This is a genomic window from Klebsiella pneumoniae complex sp. WS1778 (assembly GCF_049472055.1).
Classification (GTDB): domain Bacteria; phylum Pseudomonadota; class Gammaproteobacteria; order Enterobacterales; family Enterobacteriaceae; genus Klebsiella; species Klebsiella quasipneumoniae.
Genome location: NZ_JBKGTJ010000003.1, coordinates 641,037 through 666,933 on the forward strand (window position 1 = coordinate 641,037; position 25,897 = coordinate 666,933).

Here is a 25,897-nt window from a genome sequence, read left to right on the forward strand (position 1 = left end):
GCCTGGCGTATTACAAGTTGCGTGCCAGTTTTTTAAAGTATTGAATAAAAAGAATTTTTAAATTTTCATGATTTTCGTTGCTGTCAAAATGACAATGATTAAAATAGTCGATATGACTATTAAGGTTGTCAAAATGACAATGGAGCGATGATGAGTTTTTCCGTTGAGGCGCTGGCGAGAATCGCCATTGATTTACAAAGCGATATCGGTCACGTCGACCGCTTTTCGCGCCTGATCGCCACCCTGCGGCAGATCCTGGGCTGCGACGCCTCGGCGCTGCTGCGCTATGAGGCCCATCAGTTTGTGCCGCTGGCGATCGATGGCCTGGCGCAGGATGTGCTTGGCCGGCGCTTTGCGCTGGATGGGCATCCGCGGCTGGAGGCGATCGCCCGCGCCGGCGATGTGGTGCGCTTCCCGGCGGACAGCGACCTGCCGGACCCCTATGACGGCCTGATCCCCGGCCAGGAGAGCCTCAAGGTTCACGCCTGCGTGGGGCTGCCGCTGTTTGCCGGGCAAACGCTGATCGGCGCACTGACCCTTGACGGTATGGATGCCGACCGCTTCGACAGCTTCAGCGATGAAGAGCTGCGGCTGATCGCCGCCCTGGTGGCCGGGGCGCTGAATAACGCGCTGCTTATCGCCCGCCTTGAAGCGCAAAACGTCCTGCCGCCGCAGGTGGTGAATTACCCGCAGCCGGAGCGCCAGGAGCTCATCGGCCTGTCGGCGCCGATGCTGCAGCTGAAAAAAGAGATCGAGATTGTCGCTGCCTCGGATTTAAACGTGCTGATCAGCGGCGAAACGGGGACCGGCAAAGAGCTGGTGGCGAAGGCGGTGCATCAGGGTTCGCCGCGGGCGGCTAACCCGCTGGTGTACCTCAACTGCGCGGCGCTGCCGGAGAGCGTGGCGGAGAGCGAGCTGTTCGGTCACGTGAAAGGGGCATTTACCGGGGCTATCAGCAACCGCAGCGGCAAATTTGAGATGGCCGATAACGGCACGCTGTTCCTCGACGAAATCGGCGAACTGTCGCTGGCGCTGCAGGCGAAGCTGCTGCGCGTCCTGCAGTATGGCGATATTCAGCGTGTCGGCGATGACCGCAGCCTGCGGGTCGATGTGCGGGTGCTGGCGGCGACCAACCGCGATCTGCGCCAGGAGGTGGTGGAAGGGCGCTTTCGCGCCGATCTCTATCACCGGCTGAGCGTTTTCCCGCTGTCGGTTCCGGCGCTGCGCGAGCGGGAAAATGACGTGGTGCTGCTGGCAGGCTATTTTTGCGAGCAGTGCCGCCTGCGGATGGGGCTGGCGCGGGTAATTTTAAGTGAGGCAACGCGTAACAGGCTGCAGCAGTGGTCGTGGCCGGGCAACGTGCGCGAACTGGAGCATGCCATTCACCGGGCGGTGGTGCTGGCGCGGGCTACCCAGGCTGGCGATGACGTAGTACTGGAGCCGCAGCATTTCCAGTTTACAGCGGCTGCGCCGACGTTGCCGACCGAGGAGATGGCAGCGGCGCCGGCGATGGGCAACGTCAATCTGCGCGAAGCCACGGATAACTTCCAGCGCGAGGCGATTTCCCGCACGCTGGCGGCGCATCAGGGCAACTGGGCGGCGACCGCCCGCGCGCTGGAACTGGACGTCGCCAACCTGCACCGGCTGGCGAAACGTCTGGGGCTTAAAGGATCCCGGCCTGGTAAAAGTTCTGCAGGTTGATGGCGCCGACCAGCAGGCCGTTTTCATCCACTACCGGCGCGGCGCTGATTTTATGTTTCATCAGCCGCTCTTTGGCTTCCACCGCGCGGCTCTCCGCCTGCAGCGTCACGCCGTTGCGGGTCATCGCCTGCGTGACGCCGTCGTTTAAGGTGCCGCCGCCCACCAGCCAGCGGCGCAGGTCGCCGTCGGTGAAGACGCCCTGCACGCGGTTGGCCTCATCGCAGACCGCCACCAGGCCGAGCCCGGTGCGGCTCAGCTCGAGCATCGCGTCCATGACGTTGGCGTCTGTACCGACGCGCGGCACTTCGTCGTCGCGGCGCATCAGATGATGCACTTTGTTCAGCAGACGCGCGCCGAGCGCCCCCGCCGGATGGGAGCGAGCGAAATCCTCTTCACTGAAGCCGCGGGCTTGCATCACCGCCATCGCCAGCGCGTCGCCGAGCATCAGGGTGTTGACGGTGCTGGAGGTCGGCGCCAGATGCATCGGACAGGCTTCGCGCTCCACGGCGATATCCAGCACTGCTTTCGCCGCCAGCGCCAGCGGCGAGGTGGATTTGCCGGTCATCGCCAGCAGGGGTATCCCTTTTTCCTCCAGCCGCGGCACGATCAGATCCAGCTCTTTCGCGCTGCCGGAGTAGGAGATAAACAGCATCACATCGCGACCGTCGAGCATGCCGAGATCGCCGTGCAGGGCTTCCGCCGGGTGGACGAAAAAGGCCGGAGTGCCGGTGCTGGCGAAGGTCGCCGCCAGCTTTTTGCCGATATGACCGGATTTCCCGATACCGGAGACAATCAGTTTGCCCTCGCAGTGGATGATGGTCTCCGCCGCGCGGATGAAGTCATCGCCCAGGCGTTCCGGCAGGCGGCTCGCCTCCTGTAGCTCCAGCATCAGGGTCTGGCGTCCGGCCTCTAATAAAAAGTTACTCATGATGTTCTCCAGTAATGATGACTTCTATGCCTTTGGCTTCCAGCGCCCGCTGGAATGCAGGGTCAATATCGGCATCGGTAATCAGTTTATCCACGCGCTCCAGGCCGCAGACAATATTGGGGCTTTTACGGCCAAACTTTGACGAGTCGGCCATCAGGATCACTTCGCGGGCGGCGTTGCACATCGCCTTGCTGACGGTATACACCTCATTGAAGGTGGTGACGCCGGCGTTCAGATCGATGCCGTCGGTGCCCATAAACAGCTTGTCGAAACTGAACTGTTCGAAAGCGTTTTCCGCCAGCTGGCCGTGAAAGGAGGCCGATTTTTTGCGGAAGGTGCCGCCGGGCATCAGGATAGTCTGTTCATTATCCAGTTCGGCAAGGGCATTGACGATATGCAGGCTGTTGGTCATCACCGTGATGTTATTGAAGCGGCTGAGCAGCGGGACCATCTGCAGCACCGTGCTGCCGGCATCGAGGATGAGGGAGTCGCCATCATGAATAAAACGCACCGCCGCTTCGGCGATGCGCGCTTTCTTATGGGTGTTGATCAACGTCTTATGATCGATCGGCGGATCGGCTTCATCCTTGTTGAGTACCACGCCACCGTAGGTGCGAATGACGGTGCCGGCGTTTTCCAGCGTGACCAGATCCTTACGGATGGTGGTGCCGGTCGTATCGAAATGTTGCGCCAGCTCTTCGACCGAGCATTTTCCCTGCGACTGCAGGAACTCGAGAATGGCTGCCTGGCGCTGACGTGGTTTCATAGGCGTCTATCCTGCGTTTAAGTTTCGAAGTGATAATTTCGCAAGATATTTACTTTTACAACGAAATTATCCATGTTTCGGATTAAGCGCTAATGATAGTGCATTCTGACAGCGCGGATCATGGGGAAAGATCACATCAGGCTGCAATTCCGCGATATGTTTGCCGTCCAGCGCGGGGATTTTTTGCGGACGGGCGAAAATGGTGAAGCCTTTCATCAGCAGCGTGTCGCAAATGCGGTTGTCATCATCAACGGCGATAGCGACGATGGCGCGCGGTTGAAAGCGTCCGGCGGAGCGGCCGACCCCCACCCGACCCTGCTGGCACAGGCTGTCGAAAGCGCGATTGAAACGGCGGATCTGCCAGCCGCCAAAGGCCATTTGGGTAAGCCAGGCGATGGCGGCGACGGTGATTAATGCGCTAACCATAGGTATCTCCTTAAGGGGGGCGGGAACAACCCGGGTCGTGGCGCCAGCGCCTAACCCGAGCGATCCGCGGTGCCTTTTCGTCGGGTAGCGGCTAACGCCTTACCCGACCTACAGTTTTGTAGCCCGGATAAGCGCGGCGCCATCCGGGATCCCTTTAAAACATCACCTGACCGCCGGTAACGTTGATTGACTGCCCGGTGCAGTACGACGCCTGCGGGCTGGCGTAAAACATTAATACGTTCAGCACATCCTGATATTCGCAACCGCGCTTCAGCGGCACCTTGTCGATGTAGTACTGCTCGACCTCGCTCTCATCGATACCGAGCTTGGTGGCGTACTGCGGCAGCAGCGACTGGAACATCGGCGACTTCAGCAGATTGCCGAGCATCAGTGAGTGTACGGTAATGCCGTATTCCGCCAGATCCAGCGCCAGCGACTGGGTCAGTCCGACGCCGCCGAACTTCGCCGCGCTGTAGCCGGAGTTGTGCTTGCTGCCGACTTTGCCGGATTTCGAGTTGATCTGAATGATGCGTCCCTTAATGCCGTCGCGGATCATCAGCCGGGAGAATTCGCGGGCGCAGAGGAAGTAGCCCACCAGATTGACCTGTAGCGAGCGGTCGAAATCCCCCAGCGCAAAGTCGCTAATAAACGCCGCTTTGGCGATGCCGGCGCTGTACACCAGCAAGTCGACGCGCGAGAAAATCTCATCCACCCCATGGGCCAGCGCGGTGACGCTGGCCTCGCTGGTGGCGTCGGCGCCGAAGCCATACGCCATGCCTTCGCCATATTCAGCGTTAATCTCCTGGGCGACGCGGCTGGCTTTTTCGCTCTGAATATCGACCACCGCCACGCGGTAGCCCTCGGCGGCCAGCCCGCGGCACAGAAACTCTCCTAAGGTTTGTCCACCGCCAATGACAACAGCAACCTGATTCATCTTTCTCTCCTGTTAAGCAACAAATTTCAGTACGCAGCCGGGCGCAATGGCGTCCGGCACCGGGCCCGCCACGTGGACGGTCCCCGGAAACTCCGCGTCGCGATGGCCGTCAAAGCGCAGGGTGATATGGCCCAGCTCGCGCAGATTTTGCTCGGCAACGTCGCCGACGGCGGTCACCGGGTAGCGCAGCTCGCCAAGCTGCAGCTCTGCACCCGGCTGCAGCGAACCGGCAAGCTCGCCGTGGTTGTGAATAAAGCAATATGCTTCGATATCCGCCGGGGCGCCCTCGCGGAAGGTGATCAGCATTTGCTCTTCCAGCGCCATCGCCGCGCAGGCGCCGATGTGCGTAATGGTGGTCTGGTAAATCACGGTCATGTTCTGGCCCCTCTTACTGGTAAATAAATCCGGAAACGAACCACGCGATCAGCACCGTTGGCGCGCCGGTCAAAAAGCGGCTGACCAGCACTGACGGCACGCCGACGCGCACGGTATCCTGGCGAGCTTCGGCCAGCGACAGGCCAACCGGGATAAAATCGCAGGCGGCCTGGGCGTTAATGGCGAACAGCGCCGGCAGGGCGAGGTGCGGCGGAATATTGCCGAGGCCGATCTGCACGCCGATCAGTACGCCAATCACCTGGGCGATAACCGCGCCGGGGCCGAGAAACGGCGACAGCAGCGGGAAGGAGCAGATCAGCGCCAGGGTCACCAGACCCAGCGGATGGCTGGCGAGCGGCGCCAGGCCATGGGCGATCCAATCGCCGATGCCGGAGGCCATGATGATGCCGATCAGCGCCGAGACGAAGGCCATAAACGGCAGGATCGTCTTCAGCACCGTATCGATGGTGTCGCGTCCGGCCTGGAACAGCACCGCCACCACCGAGCCCATCCCCATCCCGACCTTCGCCAGTAGGCCATCGCTCTGTTCAGTGATCTTTTTGCTGGCGTCGTAGTCGCGACCCGCGCGGTTGTTCTCCGCCGGTGGCTCGGGAGCTATCGTGCCGCCGGTCGCGATGCGCTGAATGTTCTCCTCCTTGACGCCGGAGACGTAGATATCTTCTGTGATGTACTGGGCCAGCGGCCCCGATTTGCCGGTGGCATGGATATTCACCGTCGGGATGCGGCGCTTGGGATAGAGCCCGCAGCGCAGGGTGCCTCCGCAGTCGATAATCGCCACGCCGATGTCGCTTTCCGCCGGTTCGCCCTCTTTAAAACCGTCCACCGCCTGCCAGCCGGTCAGGCTGGCGATACGGTCAACGATCGCCGGGCGGGTGCCGGCGGTGATATAGACGATCTTTTTGCCCTCGACGACGTCGAGCTCAAGGGGGCCGCCCCAGCCGCCGGTGCCTTTCTCAATACGAATCCGGGTCATGATGTCGCTCCTGACAGATGCACTTTCTGAGCCAGCTGAATCGCCATTTTTCGCTCGAAAATCGAGGTGGTCAGGTCGGTAACCCAGCCGCGGAAGAAGTTGGTCACCAGCCCGACCAGCAGATAGCTCACCGCCAGCGGACCGAGCGGCAGGCCGAGGGTGGTGAGGCCGTTGGCGATGCCGAGATAGACGAACAGTTCGCCGGGGTTGATATGCGGAAACAGACCGTTCATTGAGTGGCAGCTATAGGACGCCGCCGCGTAATAGCTGGGCTTGTACTTCTCTGGCATAAAGCGGCCCAGGCTCAGGGTCATCGGGTTACAAAACACAAAGGTACCGATGCAGGGCAACAGCAGGTAGCGGGAGATCGGGTTCCCGGCGCAGCGCTGCGCCAGTTTTTCGATCCGCTGCTGGCCAATAAAGTTGATCAGCGCGTTCATGATCACCAGCAGACTGATCAGCAAGGGGAGGATCCCGGTCACCATGCCGGTAAACACCTCGCCGCCTTTCTGAAACAGGCCGATAAACCACTCCGCGCCGTGGGTCACGACGTCAATCATTGTTCTCTCCTTCAGCATGTTATTTTTCTTGCTAACTGCAGACTGATTTTAATCATTTTGAAAGGTTTTAAAGTGTTAAATGGATCGCAAAATGAAAGATAAATATTTTATTTTGAAAGATTGGCGCTGAGAGGATGAAATAACGAGGGGCATGACAGCATGCAGGGGAGGGGGCGGTGAAGGACTATTTTGTCTACAAACGGATTGTCGCTTTCTTGTTGGTCGTCGCATGCTTTACCATAATTATCCCTTGCTGAATTTGTTAAACGGAATTCCCATGTTGAAGCGTCGCTCTCTGGCTTTACTTCCCCTTTGTGTGCTCCTCGCTGCCTGCAGCAGCAAACCCAAGACTCCCGCGGAAACGGAGATGGCGAGTGGAACCGGCGGCTTTTTGCTGGAACCGCAGCATAACGTGATGCAGATGGGCGGCGACTTCGCCAACAACCCGGCGGCGGCGCAGTTCATCGATAAGATGGTGGCGAAGCACGGCTTCGACAGGCAGCAGCTGCAGGAGATCCTGTCGCAGGCGAAGCGTCTGGACTACGTTCTGCGGCTGATGGATCGTCAGGCGCCGACCGGCTTGCCGCCGACCGGGCCAACCGGCGCCTGGCTGCGCTACAAGAAACAGTTTATTACCCCGGATAACGTGCAGAACGGCGTGGTGTTCTGGAATCAATATCAGGACGCGCTCAACCGCGCTTATCAGGTCTACGGCGTGCCGCCGGAAATCATTGTCGGTATTATCGGCGTGGAGACCCGTTGGGGACGGGTGATGGGCAAAACCCGCATCCTCGACGCGCTGGCGACCCTGTCGTTTAGCTATCCGCGCCGCGCCGAATACTTCTCCTCCGAGCTGGAAACCTTCCTGCTGATGGCGCGCAGCGAAAGCGACGACCCGCTGGATCTGAAAGGCTCTTTCGCCGGGGCGATGGGGTACGGCCAGTTTATGCCGTCGTCCTATAAGCAATACGCGGTGGACTTTAACGGCGACGGCCATATCAACCTGTGGGACCCGGTGGATGCTATCGGCAGCGTGGCCAACTACTTCAAACAGCACGGCTGGGTGAGCGGCGATCTGGTGGCGGTGCAGGCGCTGGGCCAGGCACCGGGGCTGGAGAATGGTTTCAAAACCAAATACAGCGTGTCGCAGCTGGCGGCGGCGGGGCTAACCCCAACCCAGCCGCTGGGTAACCATCAGCAGGCCAGTCTGCTGCGCCTGGACGTCGGGACCGGCTATGAGTACTGGTACGGGCTGCCGAACTTCTACACCATCACCCGCTATAACCACAGCACCCACTACGCGATGGCCGTCTGGCAGCTTGGCCTGGCGGTTTCGCAGGCCCGCGGCGGTTATTAATACTGTCATCCGGCTGACAGTATCCGAGCCTCCCCGGATAACGGCGCGTAGCGCCTTATCCGGGCGACGGTCTGTTATCTGGTTGGTGGCCCCGTAAGCGCAGCGCGACCGGGGGATTTCCCGGAAAGGCCGCGCTTATCCTGCTGTTTCTTCCCGTCGGCATGCTTCCTGTCTACCTTTGTTACATTTACGCTCACCGGCTCTGATTTACAATCTAATTTCGCCTCTGTATTGTTATGTTATAACATTTAATAAAAGGGGTAAGGATATGTTCGCATCGGTTTTTATGGCATCCGGCGCGGCGCGCCTGGCCATCGCTGGAACGCTGCTGGCGGCGCTATGGCTGGCGACCTGGTGGGCGGTGACGCTGCCATGATTGAACTGGAACAACTGGTAACCGGCTATGGCGGGGCGGCGATCACCCCTCCGCTGAGCGGGATGATATGTCCCGGCAGCCTGACGGCAATCGTCGGTCTCAATGGCTGCGGAAAATCGACCCTGCTGAAAACCCTCGCCGGGTTTCTTCCGCCGGTCAGCGGCCGCCTGCGCTGGCAGGGAAAGCGGCCGGTGATTGGCTGGCTGGCACAGCGCCATGCCCTCGAGTCACAGTTTCCTCTCAACGTGCAGGATGTGGTGAGTCAGGGCGCATGGCCCGGCGTGTCGCTGCTGCGCGGTCTGAGCGGCGATACCCGGCGACGCATCGGCGCGGTGCTGGAGCGGGTCGGGTTGGCGAGCCTGGCGAAAACCCCGATCGAAGCGCTCTCCGGCGGCCAGTTTCAGCGCATGCTGTTTGCCCGGGTGATGGTGCAGCGGGCGCCGCTGGTGATGCTCGACGAGCCCTTCACGGGTATCGATGAAGCAACCAGTCGCGAACTGATGGAGCTGATCCTCGACATGCACCGGCAGGGGCAAACCATCCTGGCGGTGCTGCATGATAACCAGCGGGTAGCCGACTTTTTTCCGGAGACGCTGCTTTTAACCCGCCAGCGCGCCTGCTGGGGTGCCACCCGGGCGGTTCTCCCGGCCTTCAGCCAGGCGAGGTCAGCATGATCTGGCACACCTTCTTTCAACCTTTTATTGAATTCGGCTTTATGCGCCGGGCGCTGGTGGTCTGCCTGGCGCTGTCGCTAAGCACCACCATGCTGGGCGTCTTCCTGTTGCTGCGGCGCATGAGCTTGATGGGAGACGCGCTGTCGCACGCCATTCTCCCCGGCGTGGCGGTGGGCTATCTGCTGAGCGGCATGTCGCTGCTGGCCATGACCGTGGGCGGCTTTGTCGCCGGCATCGCGGTCGCGCTGGTGGCGGGATGGGTGAGCCGGCGGACGCCGTTAAAAGAGGACGCCAGCTTTGCTGGATTTTATCTGGGATCGCTGGCGCTGGGCGTCACTCTGGTGTCGCTGCGCGGCTCCAGCGTCGACCTGCTGCATCTGCTGTTTGGCTCCATTCTGGCGGTGGATCGTGACGCGGCGCTGTTTGTCAGCGGCGTCGCCAGCCTGACGCTGTTGTGCATCGCGCTGTGCTACCGCGGTCTGGTCAGCGAGGCGTTCGACAGTGCCTGGCTGCAGGTGAATAACCGCCGGCTGCCCGCGGTGCTGCATGGGCTTTTTCTGGCGCTGCTGGTGCTTAACCTGGTGGCGGGATTTCAGGTGCTCGGCACGCTGATGGCGGTAGGGGTGATGATGCTTCCGGCGGTTGCCGCGCGCTGCTGGGCGCGAACGCTGCCGGGCATCCTGCTGCTGGCGGCGCTCTCCGGCGCGCTCTGCGCCTGGCTGGGTTTGAGTCTCTCCTGGGCGGCCAGTCTTCCCGCCGGGCCCGCCATAGTGCTGACCGCCAGCGCGCTGTTTTTTATTTCGCTGTTTTTTGGCACGCGCAGCCGACTGCTGGTCGGCTGGCGCAAATTGATGGGGTAAGGAAATGATGAAACGTAGTGCAATAGTGGTCGCGCTGGCCTTCGGCCTGATGGCGCAGGGGGCGATGGCGAAAACGCTGAATGTGGTAAGCAGTTTTTCAGTGCTGGGTGATATGGTGCAGCAGGTTGGCGGGGAGCATGTCCATGTGGATACCCTGGTCGGCCCGGATGGCGATCCGCACACCTTCGAGCCGTCGCCGAAGGATAGCGCGCTGCTCAGCAAGGCCGACGTGGTGGTGGTTAACGGCCTGGGACTGGAAGGCTGGCTGGATCGCCTGATTAAGGCCTCTGGTTTTAAGGGCGAGCTGGTGGTGGCGTCGAAGGGCGTCAAGACCCATACCCTCGATGAAGACGGCAAAACGGTGACCGATCCCCACGCCTGGAACAGCGCAGCGAACGGCGCATTGTATGCGCAGAATATCCTCGATGGTCTGGTGAAAGCCGACCCGGAAGATAAAGCGGCGTTGACCAGCAGCGGCAAGCGCTATATCGACCAGCTGACGGCCCTCGACGGCTGGGCGAAAGGGCAGTTCAGCGCCATTCCGCTGGCCAAGCGCAAGGTCCTGACCAGCCATGACGCTTTCGGCTATTTTGGCCGCGCTTATCACGTAACCTTCCTCGCGCCGCAGGGGCTCTCTTCAGAGAGCGAGGCCAGCGCGGCGCAGGTGGCGGCGCTGATTAAGCAAATCAACGCGGACGGCGTCCATACCTGGTTTATGGAGAACCAGCTTGACCCGCGGCTGGTGAAGCAGATTGCCAGCGCCACCGGCGCGCAGCCCGGCGGAGAACTCTATCCTGAGGCGCTCTCCGCCCCGGGGGGCGTCGCGGATAGCTATGTCAAAATGATGCGTCATAACGTGGCGCTGATCGCCGCCAGCATGAAGTAAGCGTGCGATTTCTCATCCCGGCGCCGCCGGGATGATTCATTTTGGATGTCCCCTCGTAAATTCCGCACCTCGTCCCCATATCTCTGTGGAAAGTGCTATCTTTGATGGCCTCTTTATCCGGAGTAAAGCGGGGCGATAATGACCGATTCAGAATTAATGCAGCTAAGCGAGAAGGTCGGCCGGGCGCTGCAGGCGCAGGGCGCGACGGTGACCACGGCGGAATCCTGCACCGGTGGCTGGATAGCGAAAGCCATCACCGATATTGCCGGCAGCTCAGCGTGGTTTGAACGCGGTTTTGTGACTTACAGCAACGAGGCCAAATCGCAAATGATCGGCGTCAGCGAAGCGACGCTGCGGGACAACGGCGCGGTGAGCGAACCGGTGGTGGTGGAGATGGCGATCGGCGCGTTGCGCGCCGCGCGGGCGGACTATGCCATCTCGGTTAGCGGCGTCGCCGGGCCGGATGGCGGCAGCGACGAAAAGCCGGTCGGGACGGTGTGGTTTGGCGTCGCCAGCGTTAGCGGACAAGGGGTGACGCGGCGGGAATGCTTTGCCGGAGACCGCGAAGCGGTACGTCGTCAGGCGACGGCCTACGCGCTCAATCTGCTCTGGCAACAATTTCTACAAAAGACTTGATACTGTATGACTATACAGTATAATTGCCTCAACTGAACAAATATTAACGGCGAAGCGAACACGCTTCACCCTGCATGATTAGGAGTAACAATGGCGATCGACGAAAACAAACAGAAAGCGTTGGCGGCTGCACTGGGCCAGATCGAAAAGCAATTCGGTAAAGGCTCCATCATGCGCCTGGGTGAAGACCGTTCTATGGACGTAGAAACCATCTCCACCGGCTCGCTTTCTCTGGATATCGCGCTGGGCGCCGGCGGTCTGCCAATGGGCCGTATCGTCGAGATCTACGGGCCGGAATCCTCCGGTAAAACCACCCTGACGCTGCAGGTTATCGCCGCAGCGCAGCGCGAAGGTAAAACCTGTGCGTTCATCGATGCGGAACACGCGCTGGATCCGGTCTATGCGCGCAAGCTGGGCGTGGATATCGACAACCTGCTGTGTTCTCAGCCGGATACCGGCGAGCAGGCGCTGGAAATCTGTGACGCGCTGGCGCGCTCCGGCGCGGTTGACGTTATCGTCGTCGACTCCGTCGCGGCGCTGACGCCGAAAGCGGAAATCGAAGGCGAAATCGGCGACTCTCACATGGGCCTCGCGGCGCGTATGATGAGCCAGGCGATGCGTAAACTGGCGGGTAACCTGAAGCAGTCCAACACGCTGCTGATCTTTATCAACCAGATCCGTATGAAAATCGGCGTGATGTTCGGTAACCCGGAAACCACCACCGGCGGTAATGCGCTGAAGTTCTACGCCTCCGTGCGTCTGGATATCCGTCGCATCGGCGCGGTGAAAGAGGGCGACAACGTCGTCGGTAGCGAAACCCGCGTCAAAGTGGTGAAGAACAAGATTGCGGCGCCGTTCAAACAGGCTGAATTCCAGATCCTCTACGGCGAAGGCATCAACTTCTTCGGCGAGCTGGTTGACCTCGGCGTGAAAGAGAAGCTGATTGAGAAAGCGGGCGCCTGGTACAGCTACAACGGCGACAAAATTGGTCAGGGCAAAGCGAACGCTATCACCTGGCTGAAAGAGAACCCGGCGGCGGCGAAAGAGATTGAGAAGAAAGTGCGCGAACTGCTGCTCAACAACCAGGACTCTACGCCGGACTTCGCCGTTGACGGCAACGATGCAGAAGAAACGGAACAAGATTTCTGATATCGTCTAACAGAGTGATAAAGGGCTGCTTATGCGGCCCTTTTGCTTTTCTTAGATTATTGAGGTGCCTGTGACTGAACCTTCATCACGCCGCTCCGGCTACGCCCGCCTGCTGGACCGCGCTATCCGCATTCTGGCGATGCGCGACCACAGCGAACAGGAGCTGCGGCGCAAACTGGCTGCTCCGGTAATGAGCAAAAACGGCCCCGAGGCGCTGGACGTCACCCCTGAAGAGCTGGAGCAGGTGGTTGCCTGGTGTATCGAAAACCGTTATCTCGACGATAATCGTTTTGTCGGCCAGTTCATCGCCAGCCGGAGCCGCAAAGGCTATGGCCCCGCGCGCATTCGTCAGGAGCTCAGCCAGAAAGGCATTGCGCGCCAGGCCGTGGAACAGGCGATGCGCGAATGCGACATCGACTGGGTGAGCCTTGCCAGGGCGCAGGCGCAGCGTAAATACGGTGAACCGTTACCCTCCGCCTTTGCTGAGAAAGTGAAAATCCAGAGATTCCTGCTGTACCGTGGCTACCTGATGGAAGATATCCAGGAAATCTGGCGAAATTTTGCAGATTGACCCATCCGGGATTTTACTTCGCCGTAAAGAAAACTTATCTTATTCCCACTTTATTCCGTCGGGCCGCTGGTTGTGACAGTGCAGGCAGCGTCCTGGGCGATTATTCCTTTACACAAAATCATTCAAGCTGCATCAGGGCGGCAAGAGAGACTATCTTCCGCAACGCACGTCAGTTCGGTGCCGGAAGAGCAAGCGCAGCCAGGACAGAGGCGACTTGAAGGATGACGTGTAGCTTGATTTCAGGATAATTATGAGCAAGAGCACCGCTGAGATCCGTCAGGCGTTTCTCGACTTTTTCCATAGCAAGGGACATCAGGTAGTTGCCAGCAGCTCCCTGGTGCCGCACAACGATCCGACCCTGCTGTTTACCAACGCAGGGATGAACCAGTTCAAGGATGTCTTCCTTGGTCTCGACAAACGTAATTATTCGCGTGCGACCACCGCGCAGCGTTGCGTGCGTGCGGGTGGTAAACACAACGATCTGGAAAACGTCGGTTACACCGCGCGTCACCACACCTTCTTTGAAATGCTGGGCAACTTTAGCTTCGGCGACTACTTCAAGCAGGATGCCATCAAATACGCGTGGGAGCTGCTGACCGGTGAGAACTGGTTCGCGCTGCCGAAAGAGAAGCTGTGGGTCACCGTTTACGAGACCGATGACGAAGCATACGACATCTGGGCCAATGAAGTAGGCGTCCCGCGCGAGCGAATCATCCGCATCGGCGACAACAAAGGCGCGCCGTTTGCTTCAGACAACTTCTGGCAGATGGGCGACACCGGTCCGTGCGGTCCGTGCACCGAGATTTTCTTCGACCATGGCGATCACATCTGGGGCGGCCCTCCGGGAAGCCCGGAAGAAGACGGCGACCGCTACATTGAGATCTGGAACATCGTCTTCATGCAGTTCAACCGTCAGGCTGACGGTACCATGGAGCCGCTGCCGAAGCCGTCCGTCGACACCGGTATGGGCCTGGAGCGTATTGCCGCGGTGCTGCAGCACGTTAACTCAAACTATGACATCGACCTGTTCCGCGATCTGATCGCCAGCGTGGCGAAAGTCACCGGCGCCACCGATCTGACGAACAAGTCGCTGCGCGTTATTGCCGACCACATTCGCTCCTGCGCCTTCCTGATCGCTGACGGCGTAATCCCGTCGAATGAAAACCGCGGCTACGTGCTGCGCCGCATCATTCGCCGCGCGATCCGTCACGGCAACATGCTGGGCGCGAAGGATACCTTCTTCTGGAAACTGGTTGCCCCGCTGATCGCCGTGATGGGCTCCGCCGGCGAAGAACTGAAGCAGCAGCAGGCTCAGGTTGAGCAGGTGCTGAAAACCGAAGAAGAGCAGTTCGCCCGTACTCTGGAGCGCGGACTGGCGCTGCTGGATGAAGAGCTGTCGAAGCTGAAAGGCGACACCCTGGATGGCGAAACCGCCTTCCGTCTGTACGACACCTACGGCTTCCCGGTCGACCTGACCGCGGACGTCTGCCGCGAGCGCAACATCAAGGTTGACGAAGCCGGCTTTGAGGCCGCCATGGAAGAGCAGCGCCGTCGCGCGCGCGAGTCCAGCGGTTTCGGCGCTGACTATAACGCGATGATCCGCGTTGACGGCGCCTCTGAATTTAAAGGTTACGATCATCTGGAGCTGAACGGCAAAGTGACTGCGCTGTTCATCGATGGCAAAGCGGTGGATAGCGTCAGCGCGGGTCAGGAAGCGGTAGTGATCCTCGACCAGACCCCGTTCTATGCGGAGTCCGGCGGCCAGGTGGGCGATAAAGGCGAACTGAAAGGCACGGGCTTCTCCTTCGCGGTCAGCGACACGCAGAAGTACGGCCAGGCCATTGGTCATATCGGTAAAGTCGCCAGCGGCTCCCTGAAAGTGGGCGACGCGGTGCAGGCCGATGTGGACGAGGCTCGCCGTCAGCGTATCCGCCTGAACCACTCCGCGACGCACCTGATGCACGCGGCGCTGCGCCAGGTGCTCGGCACACATGTGGCGCAGAAAGGCTCGCTGGTCAACGATAAAGCGCTGCGCTTTGACTTCTCGCATTTCGAAGCGATGAAGCCGGAAGAGATTCGTGCAGTGGAAGATCTGGTCAACGCGCAGATCCGTCGTAACCTGGCTATCGAAACCAACATTATGGATATCGATGCCGCGCGCGCATCCGGCGCCATGGCGCTGTTCGGCGAGAAATACGATGACCGCGTCCGCGTGCTGCGGATGGGCGACTTCTCCACCGAACTGTGCGGCGGGACTCACGCGGCGCGTACCGGTGATATCGGCCTGTTCCGTATCACGTCTGAGTCCGGTACCGCCGCTGGCGTGCGCCGTATCGAAGCGGTGACCGGTGAGGGCGCGATGGCCATGCTGCACGCGCAGAGCGATCAGCTCAGCGATATCGCACAGCTGCTGAAGGGCGACAGCCACAATCTCGGCGAGAAAGTTCGCGCCGCGCTGGAGCGTACCCGTCAGCTGGAAAAAGAGCTGCAGCAGCTGAAAGAGCAGGCTGCGGCGCAGGAGAGCGCAAACCTCTCCAGCAAAGCGGAAGAGATTAACGGCGTTAAGCTGCTGGTCAGCGAGCTGGCCGGCGTGGAGCCGAAGATGCTGCGCACCATGGTTGACGATCTGAAGAACCAGCTGGGTTCGACGGTTGTGGTGTTGGCTACGGTCGCAGACGGTAAAGTTTCCCTGATTGCCGGTGTGTCTAAGGATGTGACAGATCGCGTCAAGGCTGGGGAGCTGGTTGGTATGGTCGCTCAGCAGGTGGGCGGTAAAGGGGGCGGTCGTCCGGATATGGCGCAGGCCGGTGGTACCGATGCGTCTGCTCTCCCTGCAGCGTTAGCCAGTGTGAAAGGCTGGGTCAGCGCAAAACTGTAATAACTATAAACGCATATACCCTAAATAATTCGAGTTGCAGGAAGGCGGCGACACAGCGAATCCCCAGGAGCTTACTCAAGTAAGTGACTGGGGTGAGCGAGGAAAACCAACACACATGCAACTTGAAGTATGGCGGGTTTAGGTGCCGTAACCTCAAGGAAATGGCACCTTGCGCGAGAAACACCGATAACGATAAAGTCGGGTTGAAATTGTGTATATCGGCTAAACTTAGGTTTAACAGAATGTGATGCCATGACTGCTTATACCGTAAGGTATTTGTCATTGCTTACTTTTTGGCGTTATATGATGGATAATGCCGGGATACGAGAGACCCGACTCTTTTAATCTTTCAAGGAGCAAAGAATGCTGATTCTGACTCGTCGAGTTGGTGAGACCCTCATGATTGGAGATGAGGTCACTGTGACAGTTTTAGGGGTGAAGGGTAACCAGGTTCGTATTGGCGTAAACGCCCCTAAAGAAGTATCTGTACACCGTGAAGAGATCTACCAGCGTATTCAGGCTGAAAAATCCCAGCAGTCCAGTTACTAAGGTTTCCGCGCCTCGCTGTTCAGTGAGGCGCATCACTTATCGCCGCTTTTTCCCTTTTTCTGTTTCTTCCCCCTGCACCATACCGCTTTTCATTACCCTTTGCCGCTTTGGTTGTTTGACATTATGCCAGCGTCAGGGCTGATTTCCTGTTGATAAATTGCCCTTTTTGCCGTTTTTGCACGCGAATTGCGTGCGAAGTGTGCAAACGAAAAAAGGTCTCGAAAAAGTGTTTGACTTATAAGTACCAGAAAGTAATATGTGCGCCATCGCAGCGACGAAGAGCAGAAGCAAGTTCTTCGAAGCACTCGAAAGAGGCGTGTGTGGTGAGGTGGCCGAGAGGCTGAAGGCGCTCCCCTGCTAAGGGAGTATGCGGTCAAAAGCTGCATCCGGGGTTCGAATCCCCGCCTCACCGCCATTTTGCATCCGTAGCTCAGCTGGATAGAGTACTCGGCTACGAACCGAGCGGTCGGAGGTTCGAATCCTCCCGGATGCACCATCTTCTTTCTGAATTAAGAGAGAAGAGCGCTGTGAAAGCAGCGGCCCGCAGTGCGAGGCATAATCGAGTCACTCTACCGATTAGGCCGTCATACTCAGTGTGGCATGTGTTAGTTGTGACACTGACGCGTAGTAAAGCAAGTTTCCCGATGCATCCGTAGCTCAGCTGGATAGAGTACTCGGCTACGAACCGAGCGGTCGGAGGTTCGAATCCTCCCGGATGCACCATTCTTTAATAAGAATGGCAAATCGCGAAATTTGATATCAGAATTACAGCAGTAATCCCGATGCATCCGTAGCTCAGCTGGATAGAGTACTCGGCTACGAACCGAGCGGTCGGAGGTTCGAATCCTCCCGGATGCACCATATTCTCCTTAGTAACAGCAACATTGTTGTTATCTGGTTTGCGAAACCATCGTAAGTGCCAGGAGAGTAACCCCGCAGTAAAATAGCTTTCCCGATGCATCCGTAGCTCAGCTGGATAGAGTACTCGGCTACGAACCGAGCGGTCGGAGGTTCGAATCCTCCCGGATGCACCATATTCTCCTTAATAACAGCGACGATGTTGTTTTATGGTCTGCGAAATCATCGCCAGCACCAGGGAGGATAACGTTGCGTAAGCAACGGCCCGAAGGGTGAGGCGAAGCCGAATCATCCTCCCGGATGTACCATATTCTCCTCAGTAACAACGACGATGTTGTTACATAGGCTGCGAAATTATCGCAGCACCCGTTCTGAATGCATCATCTTCACTCTTCTCTCACCATCCCGATAACCGCGTTTTCCATCGCCAGTTTCATCCTGACTTTTTTATTGGCAAGCCGCGCTTTCCACTATAATTTATCCTTGTATATCAGCGTTATCAGGCTGAGATAAATGCAAGGAGAGAAATCCATGAAATGGTTCAAAGCAATACCTGCTTTTTGCGCAACGCTGCTGGTGGCGACTGCCCTCGCTGGCTGTGCGGGATCGGCTACAAAGGAGAGTACGGGCGGCTATATTGACGATACCGTGGTGACCACCAAGGTGAAAACGGCGCTCTTTAACGATAAAGACATCAAGTCCTCTGAAATCAGCGTCCAGACCTTTAAAGGCCGCGTCCAACTGAGCGGATTTGTCTCCTCCGCGGAAAGCGCTAAACGGGCGGTGGAAGTCACCCGTCGGGTGCAGGGCGTGCGAATGGTCGAAAACGATCTGCGAATTAAATAAGGCCGCCTATCCGGTCTGATGCCTGAAGGCGCCTGTGGGCGCCTTTGTCGTCTGCGCCGCTGGCCGCGACAACGACCGGCTTTTGCGTTACAGTAACCATTCATTAACCGGTTGGTGAGAAGACGATGTACGAAGGTTACGCAGGACTGATCTTTGATATGGATGGCACTATCCTCGATACCGAGCCGACCCATCGTCAGGCATGGAATGAGGTGCTGGGCCGCTACGGTATGCGTTTCGACGAACAGGCGATGGTTGCCCTCAATGGCTCACCGACCTGGCGGATTGCCCAGGCGATTATTGAACTCAACCAGGCGGATCTCGATCCACATCGCCTGGCGCAGGAAAAAACCCTGGCCGTTAAGGCGATGCTGCTGGACAGCGTACGTCCATTGCCGCTGATCGAGGTGGTCAAGGCGTGGCACGGCCGTCGCCCGATGTCGGTCGGCACCGGTAGCGAAAGCGCCGTCGCCGAAGCGCTGCTGGCGCACCTGGGCCTGCGTCATTACTTCTCCGCGGTGGTGGCGGCCGATCATGTGGTCAACCATAAACCCGCGCCCGATACCTTCCTGCTGTGCGCCGAGCGCATGGGCGTCGCGCCGGAAAAATGCGTGGTCTTCGAAGATGCCGACTTTGGTCTGCAGGCGGCGAAGCGCGCGGGAATGGACGCTGTAGACGTGCGTTTGCTGTGAGCGATGCGCTGTCACTCCTCTCGCTGTTTGCCAGTAGCTTTTTAAGCGCCACGCTACTTCCCGGCAATTCGGAGGTTGTGCTGGTGGCTATGCTACTTGCGGGGGTCAGTCATCCGTGGTGGTTAGTATTAATAGCAACAATCGGCAATAGCCTTGGAGGGGTAACTAACGTTATTCTGGGGCGCCTGTTTCCGCTGCGCAAAACCTCGCGCTGGCAGGAGCGGGCGGCCGGCTGGCTTAAGCGCTACGGCGCGGTTACGCTGTTGCTGAGCTGGGCGCCGGTTGTCGGCGATTTACTGTGTTTGCTGGCGGGATGGATGCGCATTTCCTGGGGACCGGTACTCTTTTTCTTATGCCTTGGAAAGGCGCTGCGCTATATCGTCATTGCAGCAGCGACGCTTCAGGGCATGACGTGGTGGCACTAATTGGACTGATAGTTCATCCATTACAATTATGCTTATTCAAACGATTTCGACAGGCGGGAGGTCAAATTGATCCCGGACGTATCACAGGCGCTGGCCTGGCTGGAAAAACATCCGCAGGCCCTGCAGGGTATTCAACGTGGTCTGGAGCGGGAGACGCTGCGCGTGAACGCAGACGGCACCCTTGCAACGACCGGTCACCCTCCGGCGTTAGGCTCAGCGCTGACGCATAAATGGATTACCACCGATTTTGCCGAAGCTTTACTCGAGTTTATTACGCCGGTGGACGGCGATATTGAGCATATGCTGACCTTTATGCGCGATGTCCATCGCTATACCGCGCGTCAGCTTGGCGACGAGCGGATGTGGCCGCTGAGTATGCCATGCTATATCGCCCCCGGTCAGGATATTGAGCTGGCGCAGTACGGCACCTCTAACGTGGGGCGCCTGAAAACGCTATATCGCGAGGGGCTGAAGAACCGCTATGGCGCGCTGATGCAGACTATCTCCGGCGTGCACTATAACTTCTCCCTACCGATGGCCTTCTGGCAGGCTAAATGTGGTGTGGAAGACGCTGAGAGTGGTAAAGAGGCCATTTCGGCGGGCTATTTCCGCTCAATTCGTAACTACTATCGCTTTGGCTGGGTGATCCCCTATCTGTTCGGCGCCTCGCCGGCGATTTGCGCTTCGTTCCTGCAAGGAAAGCCGACGACGCTGCCCTTTGAGGAGACGGGCAACGGCATGTATTACTTGCCGTACGCCACCTCGCTGCGCCTCAGCGACCTTGGTTATACCAATAAGTCGCAAAGCAATCTCGGAATTACGTTTAACGATCTGCACGAGTATGTGGCAGGATTGAAGCGCGCGATTAAAACGCCGTCGGAAGAGTACGCCAAAATCGGGCTGGAAAAAGACGGTAAGTATCTGCAGATCAACAGCAATATCCTGCAGATTGAAAACGAACTCTATGCGCCGATCCGCCCGAAACGCGTCACCCGTCGGGGCGAAACCCCGTCCGATGCGCTGTTGCGCGGTGGTATTGAGTATATCGAAGTGCGTTCGCTGGATATCAATCCGTTCTCGCCGATCGGCGTTGACGCCCAGCAGGTGCGTTTCCTCGACCTGTTTATGGTTTGGTGCGCGCTGGCCGACGCGCCGGAGATGAGCAGCGATGAGCTGCTGTGCACCCGCACCAACTGGAATCGGGTGATTCTGGAAGGGCGTAAGCCGGGCTTAACGTTGGGCATCGGCTGCGAAAGCGCGCAGTTCCCGCTGGCGCAGGTGGGTAAAGATCTGTTCCGCGATTTACGCCGTGTAGCGCAGACGCTGGACAGCATTCACGGCGGCGAGGCCTATCAACAGGTCTGCGATGAGCTGCTGGCCTGTTTTGACGATCCGGAATTAACCTTCTCAGCCCGCATTCTGCGTTCTATGATTGAAGAAGGGATTGGTGGAACCGGCCGTGCGCTGGCCGATCGTTACCGGACCCAGCTGCGTGAAGAGCCGCTGGAGATCCTGAGCGAAGAAGATTTCATCGCCGAGCGTGACGCGTCGGTGGCGCGACAGAAGAAAATAGAAGCGGAAGACAGCGAGCCGTTTGAGGCGCTGTTGGCGCGGCACGCGTAGCGGTCGAAGCGCTGGAAAAGAAAAAGGCCACATCACTGTGGCCAAACTTTCATCTCTGATTCAGGGATGATGATGATAATAAATGCGCGTCTTTCATATACTGAGACTCGCGGCTGAACAAAGAGTTCATTTTATTTTAAAAAAATTCACTCCCGGAGGTGACGAATGCCGTTGTTAGATAGTTTCACAGTCGACCATACCCGAATGGAAGCCCCAGCGGTGCGTGTCGCGAAGAAAATGAACACGCCGCATGGCGATGAAATCACCGTATTCGATCTGCGCTTCTGCGTGCCGAACCAGGAAGTGATGCCGGAGCGCGGTATCCACACCCTCGAGCACCTGTTCGCCGGCTTTATGCGCGATCACCTGAACGGGAATGGCGTGGAAATTATCGACATTTCGCCGATGGGCTGCCGCACCGGGTTCTATATGAGCCTGATTGGTACGCCGGACGAGCAGCGCGTCGCCGACGCCTGGAAAGCGGCGATGGCCGACGTGCTGAAGGTGAAAGATCAGAACCAGATCCCGGAGCTGAACGTCTACCAGTGCGGGACCTACACCATGCACTCGCTGGAAGAGGCGCAGGAGATCGCTCGTCATATCATCGAGCGCGATGTGCGCATCAACAGCAACGACGAACTGGCGTTGCCGAAAGAAAAACTGCAGGAACTGCACATCTAGTGCTTCCGCCGCGGCCCGACGCCTGTCGCCGGGCCGCTTTCCCGACGCCGCCATGACGACGACCACCACCTTCTCCTTTCAGCACCGCCCGCTGGTGCCCTTTGCCCATGATTATGCTCACGGTGACCAGGAAGACTGGCATCAGCATGACTGCGCCCAGCTGCTGCATATTTTAAGCGGCGTGGTGCGGGTGGCGACGCCGGCAGGCTACTGGGTGGTGCCGCCCGGACGCGGCGTCTGGCTGCCGGCGGGAACGCCGCACGCGCTGCGCATGACCGGCAACGTGGCGGCGCGAACGCTGTTTATCGATCCGCTGGCGCGCGCCGATCTTCCGGCGGGCTGCCAGATCGTACAGATCACGCCCCTGCTGCGGGAACTGATTGTCTCCTCCCTGGCGCTGGCCGAGCGTTATGCCCCCGCCAGCCGCGACGAACGGATTTATGAGCTGATCCTCGATGAGATCCGCGGGATGGCGATCCTGCCGTTTGGCCTGCCGGAGCCGCAAAGCGAAACGCTGCGCCGGCTGTGCCAGCAGGTGCGCGAGGCGCCGGGCGACGTCTGGAGCAGCAGCCAGGCGGCGAAGGCGTGCAGCATGAGCGAGCGAACCCTGAACCGCCATTTTCAGCAGCAGACTAGCCTGACGTGGCGCGAGTGGGTGCGCCGGGCGAAGCTAATGGAAGCGCTGATTCGCCTGGCGCAGGGCCACTCCGTGCTGCGGGTGGCGCTGGAGCTGGGCTACGGCAGCCACAGCGCCTTCAGCGCCATGTTTCGTCGGGTGATGGGCGTCGCCCCCAGCGACTATTTTCGTCCCCCGGCCTGATCGGCGGCGCTGAGCGCATTGCACAGCGCCTGCAGCGAGGCGCGCGCCACGTCATTATCGATACCCACGCCCCAGTAGCTTTCTCCTTGCGGAAAAACGCAGCGGATATAGGCCACCGACCGGCTGTCGCTGCGCGCGCCGAGGGTATGCTCATGATAGTCCTTGATCATAAACGGTTGCCGAAACAGCGCGCTGAGGCCGCTGGCTGCGGCGGAGAGCAGGCCGTTGCCCTGGCCCTGCAGGCGTCGGGTTTCGCCGTGGTGACGCAGCGTTGCCTGCAGGGAAAGCTGGCCATCCTGCTGGCTGGCGCTCTGATAATCGACCAGCGTCAGCGCAGACTGCGTCTGCAGCCCGTAGCGCGTGCGGAACAGCTGCCACAGCGCATGGTGGGTCATCTCTTTGCCGTCGCTATCGGTGACCTGCTGAACGTGCTGGCTGAAGTCCTGCTGCAGCCCGCGGGGCAGCTTCAGGCCATGATTTTGTTCGATAAGCCAGGCGCTGCCGCTTTTCCCCGACTGGCTGTTGACGCGGATCACCGCCTCATAGCTGCAGCCAATATCCTGCGGGTCAATCGGCAGATAGGGCATCCGCCACGGGTCGCCAGGCTGACGGGCATCAAATCCTTTTTTGATCGCATCCTGATGAGAGCCGGAGAAGGCGGTGTAAGCCAGACTTCCCGCCCACGGGTGGCGCGGGTGAACGGGGATCTGATTGCAGTTTTCCACCACTTCCACCACCCGGTTCATCTGCTCGAAGCGAAGCTCAGGGTCGATGCCCTGGCTGTAGAGATTCATCGCCAGCGTCACCAGACAGACATTGCCGGTGCGTTCGCCGTTGCCAAACAGGCAGCCTTCCACCCGGTCGGCACCGGCCATCACCGCCAGCTCGGCGCTGGCGACGCCGGTGCCGCGGTCATTGTGCGGATGCACGCTGATGCAGACTTCGCCGCGGCGGGAGAAGTGGCGGCAAAAATATTCGATCTGATCGGCATAGACATTCGGGGTGTTGACTTCCACCGTCGCCGGCAGATTGACGATCATCGGTCGCTCGGCGCAGGGCTGCCAGACATCCGCCACCGCTTCGCAAATCTCAAGCGCAAACTCGGGCTCGGTGAAGCAGAAGGTTTCAGGCGAATATTCATATTGCCAGCGGGTCTCCGGCTGCTGTTCGCACTGCTGACGGATAAGCCGGGTGGCGCGGGTCGCGAGGGCGATCACCTCGGCCTTGTCCATGCCGAAAACCAGCTCGCGGAACAGCGGCGCGGTGGCATTGTAGAGGTGGACGGTGGCCCGGCGGGCGCCGCGCAGCGCCTCAAAGGTGCGCAGGATCAGCGGGTCTCGCGCCTGGGTCAGCACCTGGATAGTGACATCCTCCGGGATGCGCTGTTCGTCAATCAGCTGGCGGACAAAGTTGAAGTCGGTTTGTGAAGCGGAAGGGAAGGCGACCTCAATCTCTTTAAAGCCGCACTCCAGCAGCAGATCCCAGAACTGCAGTTTGCGGGCGCTGTCCATGGGCTCGGCCAGCGCCTGGTTGCCGTCGCGCAGGTCAGTCGACAGCCAGCGTGGGGCGTGGCTGATTTGCCGGTCAGGCCAGCGGCGGTCGGGAAGGGCGATCGGCGGATAGGGACGGTACTTTTCAGCAGGATGGCTCAGCATAGTGTTCTCCTTAATGGTCTGCCTTTATCCTGCCCGAGCGCCGGCGGGCGGGCTTTCGCAAACGAGACAGAAACTAGCGAGAACTGGACAACCTGAAGGCGTAAAAAAGGGACCCGCAGGTCCCTTAATGTGAGGCTTAGTGCGCGCCGCCGCCGCCGCCGCCGGCGCTGAACGGGGGTCTGGCGAACCATACCAGTCCCAACAGCAGGATGAAAATGGCCGCTGAGATCCAGAAGATTTCGTTGGCGGAGATAATCAGCCCCTGGTTGGTTATCTGCTGTGCTATCCAGCCGGACGCCTGTTGCTGCGTCATTCCCATCCCCTGCAGCTGATCGTAGATCTGCTGCGCGTTGGGGTTGAACGGCGTCACCGATTCGGTGAGCTGCGCATGGTGCAGCGCCTCGCGGTTGGTCCACAGGGTGGTGGTGATCGAGGTCCCGATGGAGCCAGCAAGGGTACGGGTGAAGTTCGACAAGCTCGACGCCGCCGCCAGCCGCTCCGGCGGCAGGCCGGAAAGGGTGATGGTGGTCAACGGCATGAAGAAGCAGGCCACCGCGAAGCCCTGGATAAACTGCGGCCACGCCGAGGCGCCAAAGTCCATCCCCGGTTCGAAGGTCCAGGCGCGCCAGTAGAAGCAGACGGCGTACATGATAAAGCTGAAGGTAACCAGCCGCCGCATATCGAGCTTATGCGCAAAGCGGCCGATAATCGGCGACAGAATGACCGGGATCACCCCCACCGGCGCTGACGCCAGGCCGGCCCAGGTCGCAGTGTAGCCGTAGACCTCCTGCAACAGCTGCGGCAGCAGCACGATGGCCCCGAAGTAGAGCATGTAGGCCAGGCTGATGCAGAGGCAGCCGATGGTGAAGTTGCGCGACTTAAACAGCGACAGATCGACAATCGGGTTATCGTCGGTCAGCTCCCAGACGATCAGGAAGCTTATCGCCACCACCGCCACGATGGTCAGAATGATAATTTCATTGGAGGAGAACCAGTCCAGCTCTTTGCCCCGGTCCAGCATCACCTGCAGACTACCGATACCGATGATCAGCAGCGCCAGGCCGACGCCGTCGATACGCCGCTGTTCGGTTTTGGTTTCCCGGTTGCGCAGGGTCTGCAGGGTCATCAGCACCACCGCCACGCCAATGGGCACGTTGATAAAGAAGATCCATCCCCAGTGGTAGTTATCGCTGATATAGCCGCCGAGGATCGGGCCGCAGATGGGAGCGACGATCACCGTCATCGACCACAGCGCCAGGGCGATAGAGCGTTTCGCCGGCGGATAGTTGCTGAGCAACAGACTTTGCGACAGCGGGATCAGCGGCCCGGCAACAATCCCCTGAATGACGCGGAAGAAGATCAGCATCGTCAGGCTGTTGGAGACGCCGCAGGCCCAGGAGGCGATGGCGAAAGCGGTGGTGGACCACAGGAACAGCTTCACCTCGCCCACGCGCTTGGCCAGCCATCCGGTGATCGGAATGGAGATGGCGTTAGCGACCCCGAACGAAGTGATGACCCAGGTCCCCTGGCTCAGCGATGAGCCAAGGTTACCGGCGATGGTCGGGATCGCCACGTTGGCGATAGTGGAATCCAGCACCTGCATGAACGTCGCGAGCGACAGCGCAATGGTCATGATGACCAGCTGCGCGCCTTCCAGCGGTTTTTGCTGTTGCATTA

25 protein-coding genes and 5 tRNA genes are annotated in these 25,897 nt (G+C 59.3%); 21 read left to right on the forward strand and 9 right to left on the reverse strand.

Annotated elements, in window-relative coordinates:
- The first annotated feature begins 150 nt into the window (after positions 1 to 150).
- Positions 151 to 1,701, forward strand: coding sequence for a nitric oxide reductase transcriptional regulator NorR (gene norR / locus ACLEXF_RS17665; protein WP_043521289.1), 1,551 nt, complete (start codon positions 151 to 153; stop codon positions 1,699 to 1,701).
- Here norR and gutQ read toward each other — a convergent pair.
- The 7 genes from gutQ to srlA form a co-directional block, all read right to left on the reverse strand.
- Positions 1,664 to 2,629 (reverse strand): arabinose-5-phosphate isomerase GutQ, encoded by a 966-nt coding sequence (gene gutQ / locus ACLEXF_RS17670; RefSeq protein WP_004205670.1) that lies wholly within the window; start codon positions 2,627 to 2,629, stop codon positions 1,664 to 1,666. The two genes, norR and gutQ, sit on opposite strands and share 38 nt — an antisense overlap.
- Complete coding sequence (gene srlR, locus ACLEXF_RS17675) at positions 2,622 to 3,395, reverse strand: glucitol operon DNA-binding transcriptional repressor SrlR (protein WP_004205671.1); 774 nt, start codon at positions 3,393 to 3,395, stop codon at positions 2,622 to 2,624. Before srlR ends, gutQ begins: the two co-directional genes overlap by 8 nt.
- A gap of 66 nt (positions 3,396 to 3,461) precedes the next feature.
- Positions 3,462 to 3,821, reverse strand: coding sequence for a transcriptional regulator GutM (gene gutM / locus ACLEXF_RS17680; protein WP_049004300.1), 360 nt, complete (start codon positions 3,819 to 3,821; stop codon positions 3,462 to 3,464).
- Between the two features lie 154 nt (positions 3,822 to 3,975).
- Complete coding sequence (gene srlD, locus ACLEXF_RS17685; RefSeq protein ID WP_002914815.1) at positions 3,976 to 4,755, reverse strand: sorbitol-6-phosphate dehydrogenase; 780 nt, start codon at positions 4,753 to 4,755, stop codon at positions 3,976 to 3,978.
- 12 nt (positions 4,756 to 4,767) lie between these two features.
- Positions 4,768 to 5,130: a PTS glucitol/sorbitol transporter subunit IIA gene (srlB, locus tag ACLEXF_RS17690; RefSeq protein ID WP_004205674.1), complete on the reverse strand. Its 363-nt coding sequence runs from the start codon at positions 5,128 to 5,130 to the stop codon at positions 4,768 to 4,770.
- 13 nt (positions 5,131 to 5,143) lie between these two features.
- Positions 5,144 to 6,124 carry a PTS glucitol/sorbitol transporter subunit IIB gene (gene srlE / locus ACLEXF_RS17695; RefSeq protein WP_004205675.1) on the reverse strand — a complete coding sequence of 327 codons (981 nt, stop codon included), beginning with the start codon at positions 6,122 to 6,124 and terminating at the stop codon, positions 5,144 to 5,146.
- Positions 6,121 to 6,684: a PTS glucitol/sorbitol transporter subunit IIC gene (gene srlA, locus ACLEXF_RS17700; RefSeq protein WP_004205677.1), complete on the reverse strand. Its 564-nt coding sequence runs from the start codon at positions 6,682 to 6,684 to the stop codon at positions 6,121 to 6,123. Before srlA ends, srlE begins: the two co-directional genes overlap by 4 nt.
- A 277-nt stretch (positions 6,685 to 6,961) precedes the next feature.
- Here srlA and mltB point away from each other — a divergent pair, with 277 nt between their 5' ends.
- The 20 genes from mltB to ACLEXF_RS17800 all read left to right on the forward strand — a co-directional run bounded on the left by mltB (position 6,962) and on the right by ACLEXF_RS17800 (position 22,565).
- Complete coding sequence (gene mltB, locus ACLEXF_RS17705) at positions 6,962 to 8,041, forward strand: lytic murein transglycosylase B (protein ID WP_043521292.1); 1,080 nt, start codon at positions 6,962 to 6,964, stop codon at positions 8,039 to 8,041.
- 339 nt (positions 8,042 to 8,380) lie between these two features.
- The gene (locus tag ACLEXF_RS17710; protein WP_072140381.1) at positions 8,381 to 9,091 is read left to right on the forward strand and encodes a metal ABC transporter ATP-binding protein; all 711 of its coding nucleotides are present in this window, start codon (positions 8,381 to 8,383) and stop codon (positions 9,089 to 9,091) included.
- The gene (locus ACLEXF_RS17715) at positions 9,088 to 9,951 is read left to right on the forward strand and encodes a metal ABC transporter permease (RefSeq protein ID WP_004205682.1); all 864 of its coding nucleotides are present in this window, start codon (positions 9,088 to 9,090) and stop codon (positions 9,949 to 9,951) included. The genes ACLEXF_RS17710 and ACLEXF_RS17715 overlap by 4 nt, the downstream gene beginning before the upstream one ends.
- A gap of 7 nt (positions 9,952 to 9,958) precedes the next feature.
- Positions 9,959 to 10,837 carry a metal ABC transporter substrate-binding protein gene (locus tag ACLEXF_RS17720; protein WP_004205683.1) on the forward strand — a complete coding sequence of 293 codons (879 nt, stop codon included), beginning with the start codon at positions 9,959 to 9,961 and terminating at the stop codon, positions 10,835 to 10,837.
- Positions 10,838 to 10,975: 138 nt separating this feature from the next.
- Positions 10,976 to 11,473, forward strand: coding sequence for a nicotinamide-nucleotide amidase (gene pncC, locus ACLEXF_RS17725; RefSeq protein WP_004205685.1), 498 nt, complete (start codon positions 10,976 to 10,978; stop codon positions 11,471 to 11,473).
- 90 nt (positions 11,474 to 11,563) lie between these two features.
- Complete coding sequence (gene recA, locus ACLEXF_RS17730) at positions 11,564 to 12,622, forward strand: recombinase RecA (RefSeq protein ID WP_004205686.1); 1,059 nt, start codon at positions 11,564 to 11,566, stop codon at positions 12,620 to 12,622.
- Between the two features lie 70 nt (positions 12,623 to 12,692).
- Positions 12,693 to 13,193: a recombination regulator RecX gene (gene recX, locus ACLEXF_RS17735; protein WP_004205687.1), complete on the forward strand. Its 501-nt coding sequence runs from the start codon at positions 12,693 to 12,695 to the stop codon at positions 13,191 to 13,193.
- Positions 13,194 to 13,443: 250 nt separating this feature from the next.
- A complete protein-coding gene (gene alaS, locus ACLEXF_RS17740) occupies positions 13,444 to 16,071 on the forward strand; it encodes an alanine--tRNA ligase (protein WP_048295425.1) in 2,628 nt (875 codons plus the stop codon).
- A 363-nt stretch (positions 16,072 to 16,434) separates the two neighbouring features.
- Entirely contained in the window at positions 16,435 to 16,620 is a 186-nt protein-coding gene (gene csrA / locus ACLEXF_RS17745) for a carbon storage regulator CsrA (RefSeq protein ID WP_000906486.1), read from the forward strand.
- A 322-nt stretch (positions 16,621 to 16,942) separates the two neighbouring features.
- Positions 16,943 to 17,035 (forward strand) — tRNA-Ser (locus ACLEXF_RS17750).
- A 4-nt stretch (positions 17,036 to 17,039) separates the two neighbouring features.
- Positions 17,040 to 17,116 (forward strand) — tRNA-Arg (locus ACLEXF_RS17755).
- A 150-nt stretch (positions 17,117 to 17,266) separates the two neighbouring features.
- A tRNA-Arg gene (locus ACLEXF_RS17760) sits at positions 17,267 to 17,343 on the forward strand.
- Positions 17,344 to 17,404: 61 nt separating this feature from the next.
- Positions 17,405 to 17,481, forward strand: a tRNA-Arg gene (locus ACLEXF_RS17765).
- A gap of 96 nt (positions 17,482 to 17,577) precedes the next feature.
- Positions 17,578 to 17,654, forward strand: a tRNA-Arg gene (locus ACLEXF_RS17770).
- A gap of 355 nt (positions 17,655 to 18,009) precedes the next feature.
- Complete coding sequence (locus ACLEXF_RS17775; RefSeq protein WP_004205689.1) at positions 18,010 to 18,324, forward strand: BON domain-containing protein; 315 nt, start codon at positions 18,010 to 18,012, stop codon at positions 18,322 to 18,324.
- A gap of 125 nt (positions 18,325 to 18,449) precedes the next feature.
- Positions 18,450 to 19,016, forward strand: a complete 567-nt coding sequence (gene yqaB, locus ACLEXF_RS17780; protein WP_004205690.1) for a fructose-1-phosphate/6-phosphogluconate phosphatase — start codon at positions 18,450 to 18,452, stop codon at positions 19,014 to 19,016.
- Positions 19,013 to 19,441 (forward strand): YqaA family protein, encoded by a 429-nt coding sequence (locus ACLEXF_RS17785; protein WP_004205691.1) that lies wholly within the window; start codon positions 19,013 to 19,015, stop codon positions 19,439 to 19,441. Before yqaB ends, ACLEXF_RS17785 begins: the two co-directional genes overlap by 4 nt.
- Before the next feature lie 66 nt (positions 19,442 to 19,507).
- The gene (gene gshA / locus ACLEXF_RS17790) at positions 19,508 to 21,064 is read left to right on the forward strand and encodes a glutamate--cysteine ligase (RefSeq protein WP_004205693.1); all 1,557 of its coding nucleotides are present in this window, start codon (positions 19,508 to 19,510) and stop codon (positions 21,062 to 21,064) included.
- A 165-nt stretch (positions 21,065 to 21,229) separates the two neighbouring features.
- On the forward strand, positions 21,230 to 21,745 hold the full coding sequence (luxS, locus tag ACLEXF_RS17795; RefSeq protein ID WP_004205694.1) for an S-ribosylhomocysteine lyase: 516 nt from the start codon (positions 21,230 to 21,232) through the stop codon (positions 21,743 to 21,745).
- Positions 21,746 to 21,797: 52 nt separating this feature from the next.
- Positions 21,798 to 22,565 carry an AraC family transcriptional regulator gene (locus ACLEXF_RS17800; protein ID WP_032456498.1) on the forward strand — a complete coding sequence of 256 codons (768 nt, stop codon included), beginning with the start codon at positions 21,798 to 21,800 and terminating at the stop codon, positions 22,563 to 22,565.
- Here the strand turns inward: ACLEXF_RS17800 and leuA are convergent.
- Both leuA and emrB read right to left on the reverse strand, forming a co-directional pair.
- Positions 22,544 to 24,220, reverse strand: a complete 1,677-nt coding sequence (leuA, locus tag ACLEXF_RS17805; protein ID WP_017901451.1) for a 2-isopropylmalate synthase — start codon at positions 24,218 to 24,220, stop codon at positions 22,544 to 22,546. The genes ACLEXF_RS17800 and leuA overlap by 22 nt on opposite strands.
- Before the next feature lie 136 nt (positions 24,221 to 24,356).
- Positions 24,357 to 25,895 (reverse strand): multidrug efflux MFS transporter permease subunit EmrB, encoded by a 1,539-nt coding sequence (gene emrB / locus ACLEXF_RS17810; protein WP_002914342.1) that lies wholly within the window; start codon positions 25,893 to 25,895, stop codon positions 24,357 to 24,359.
- Positions 25,896 to 25,897: the final 2 nt, after the last annotated feature.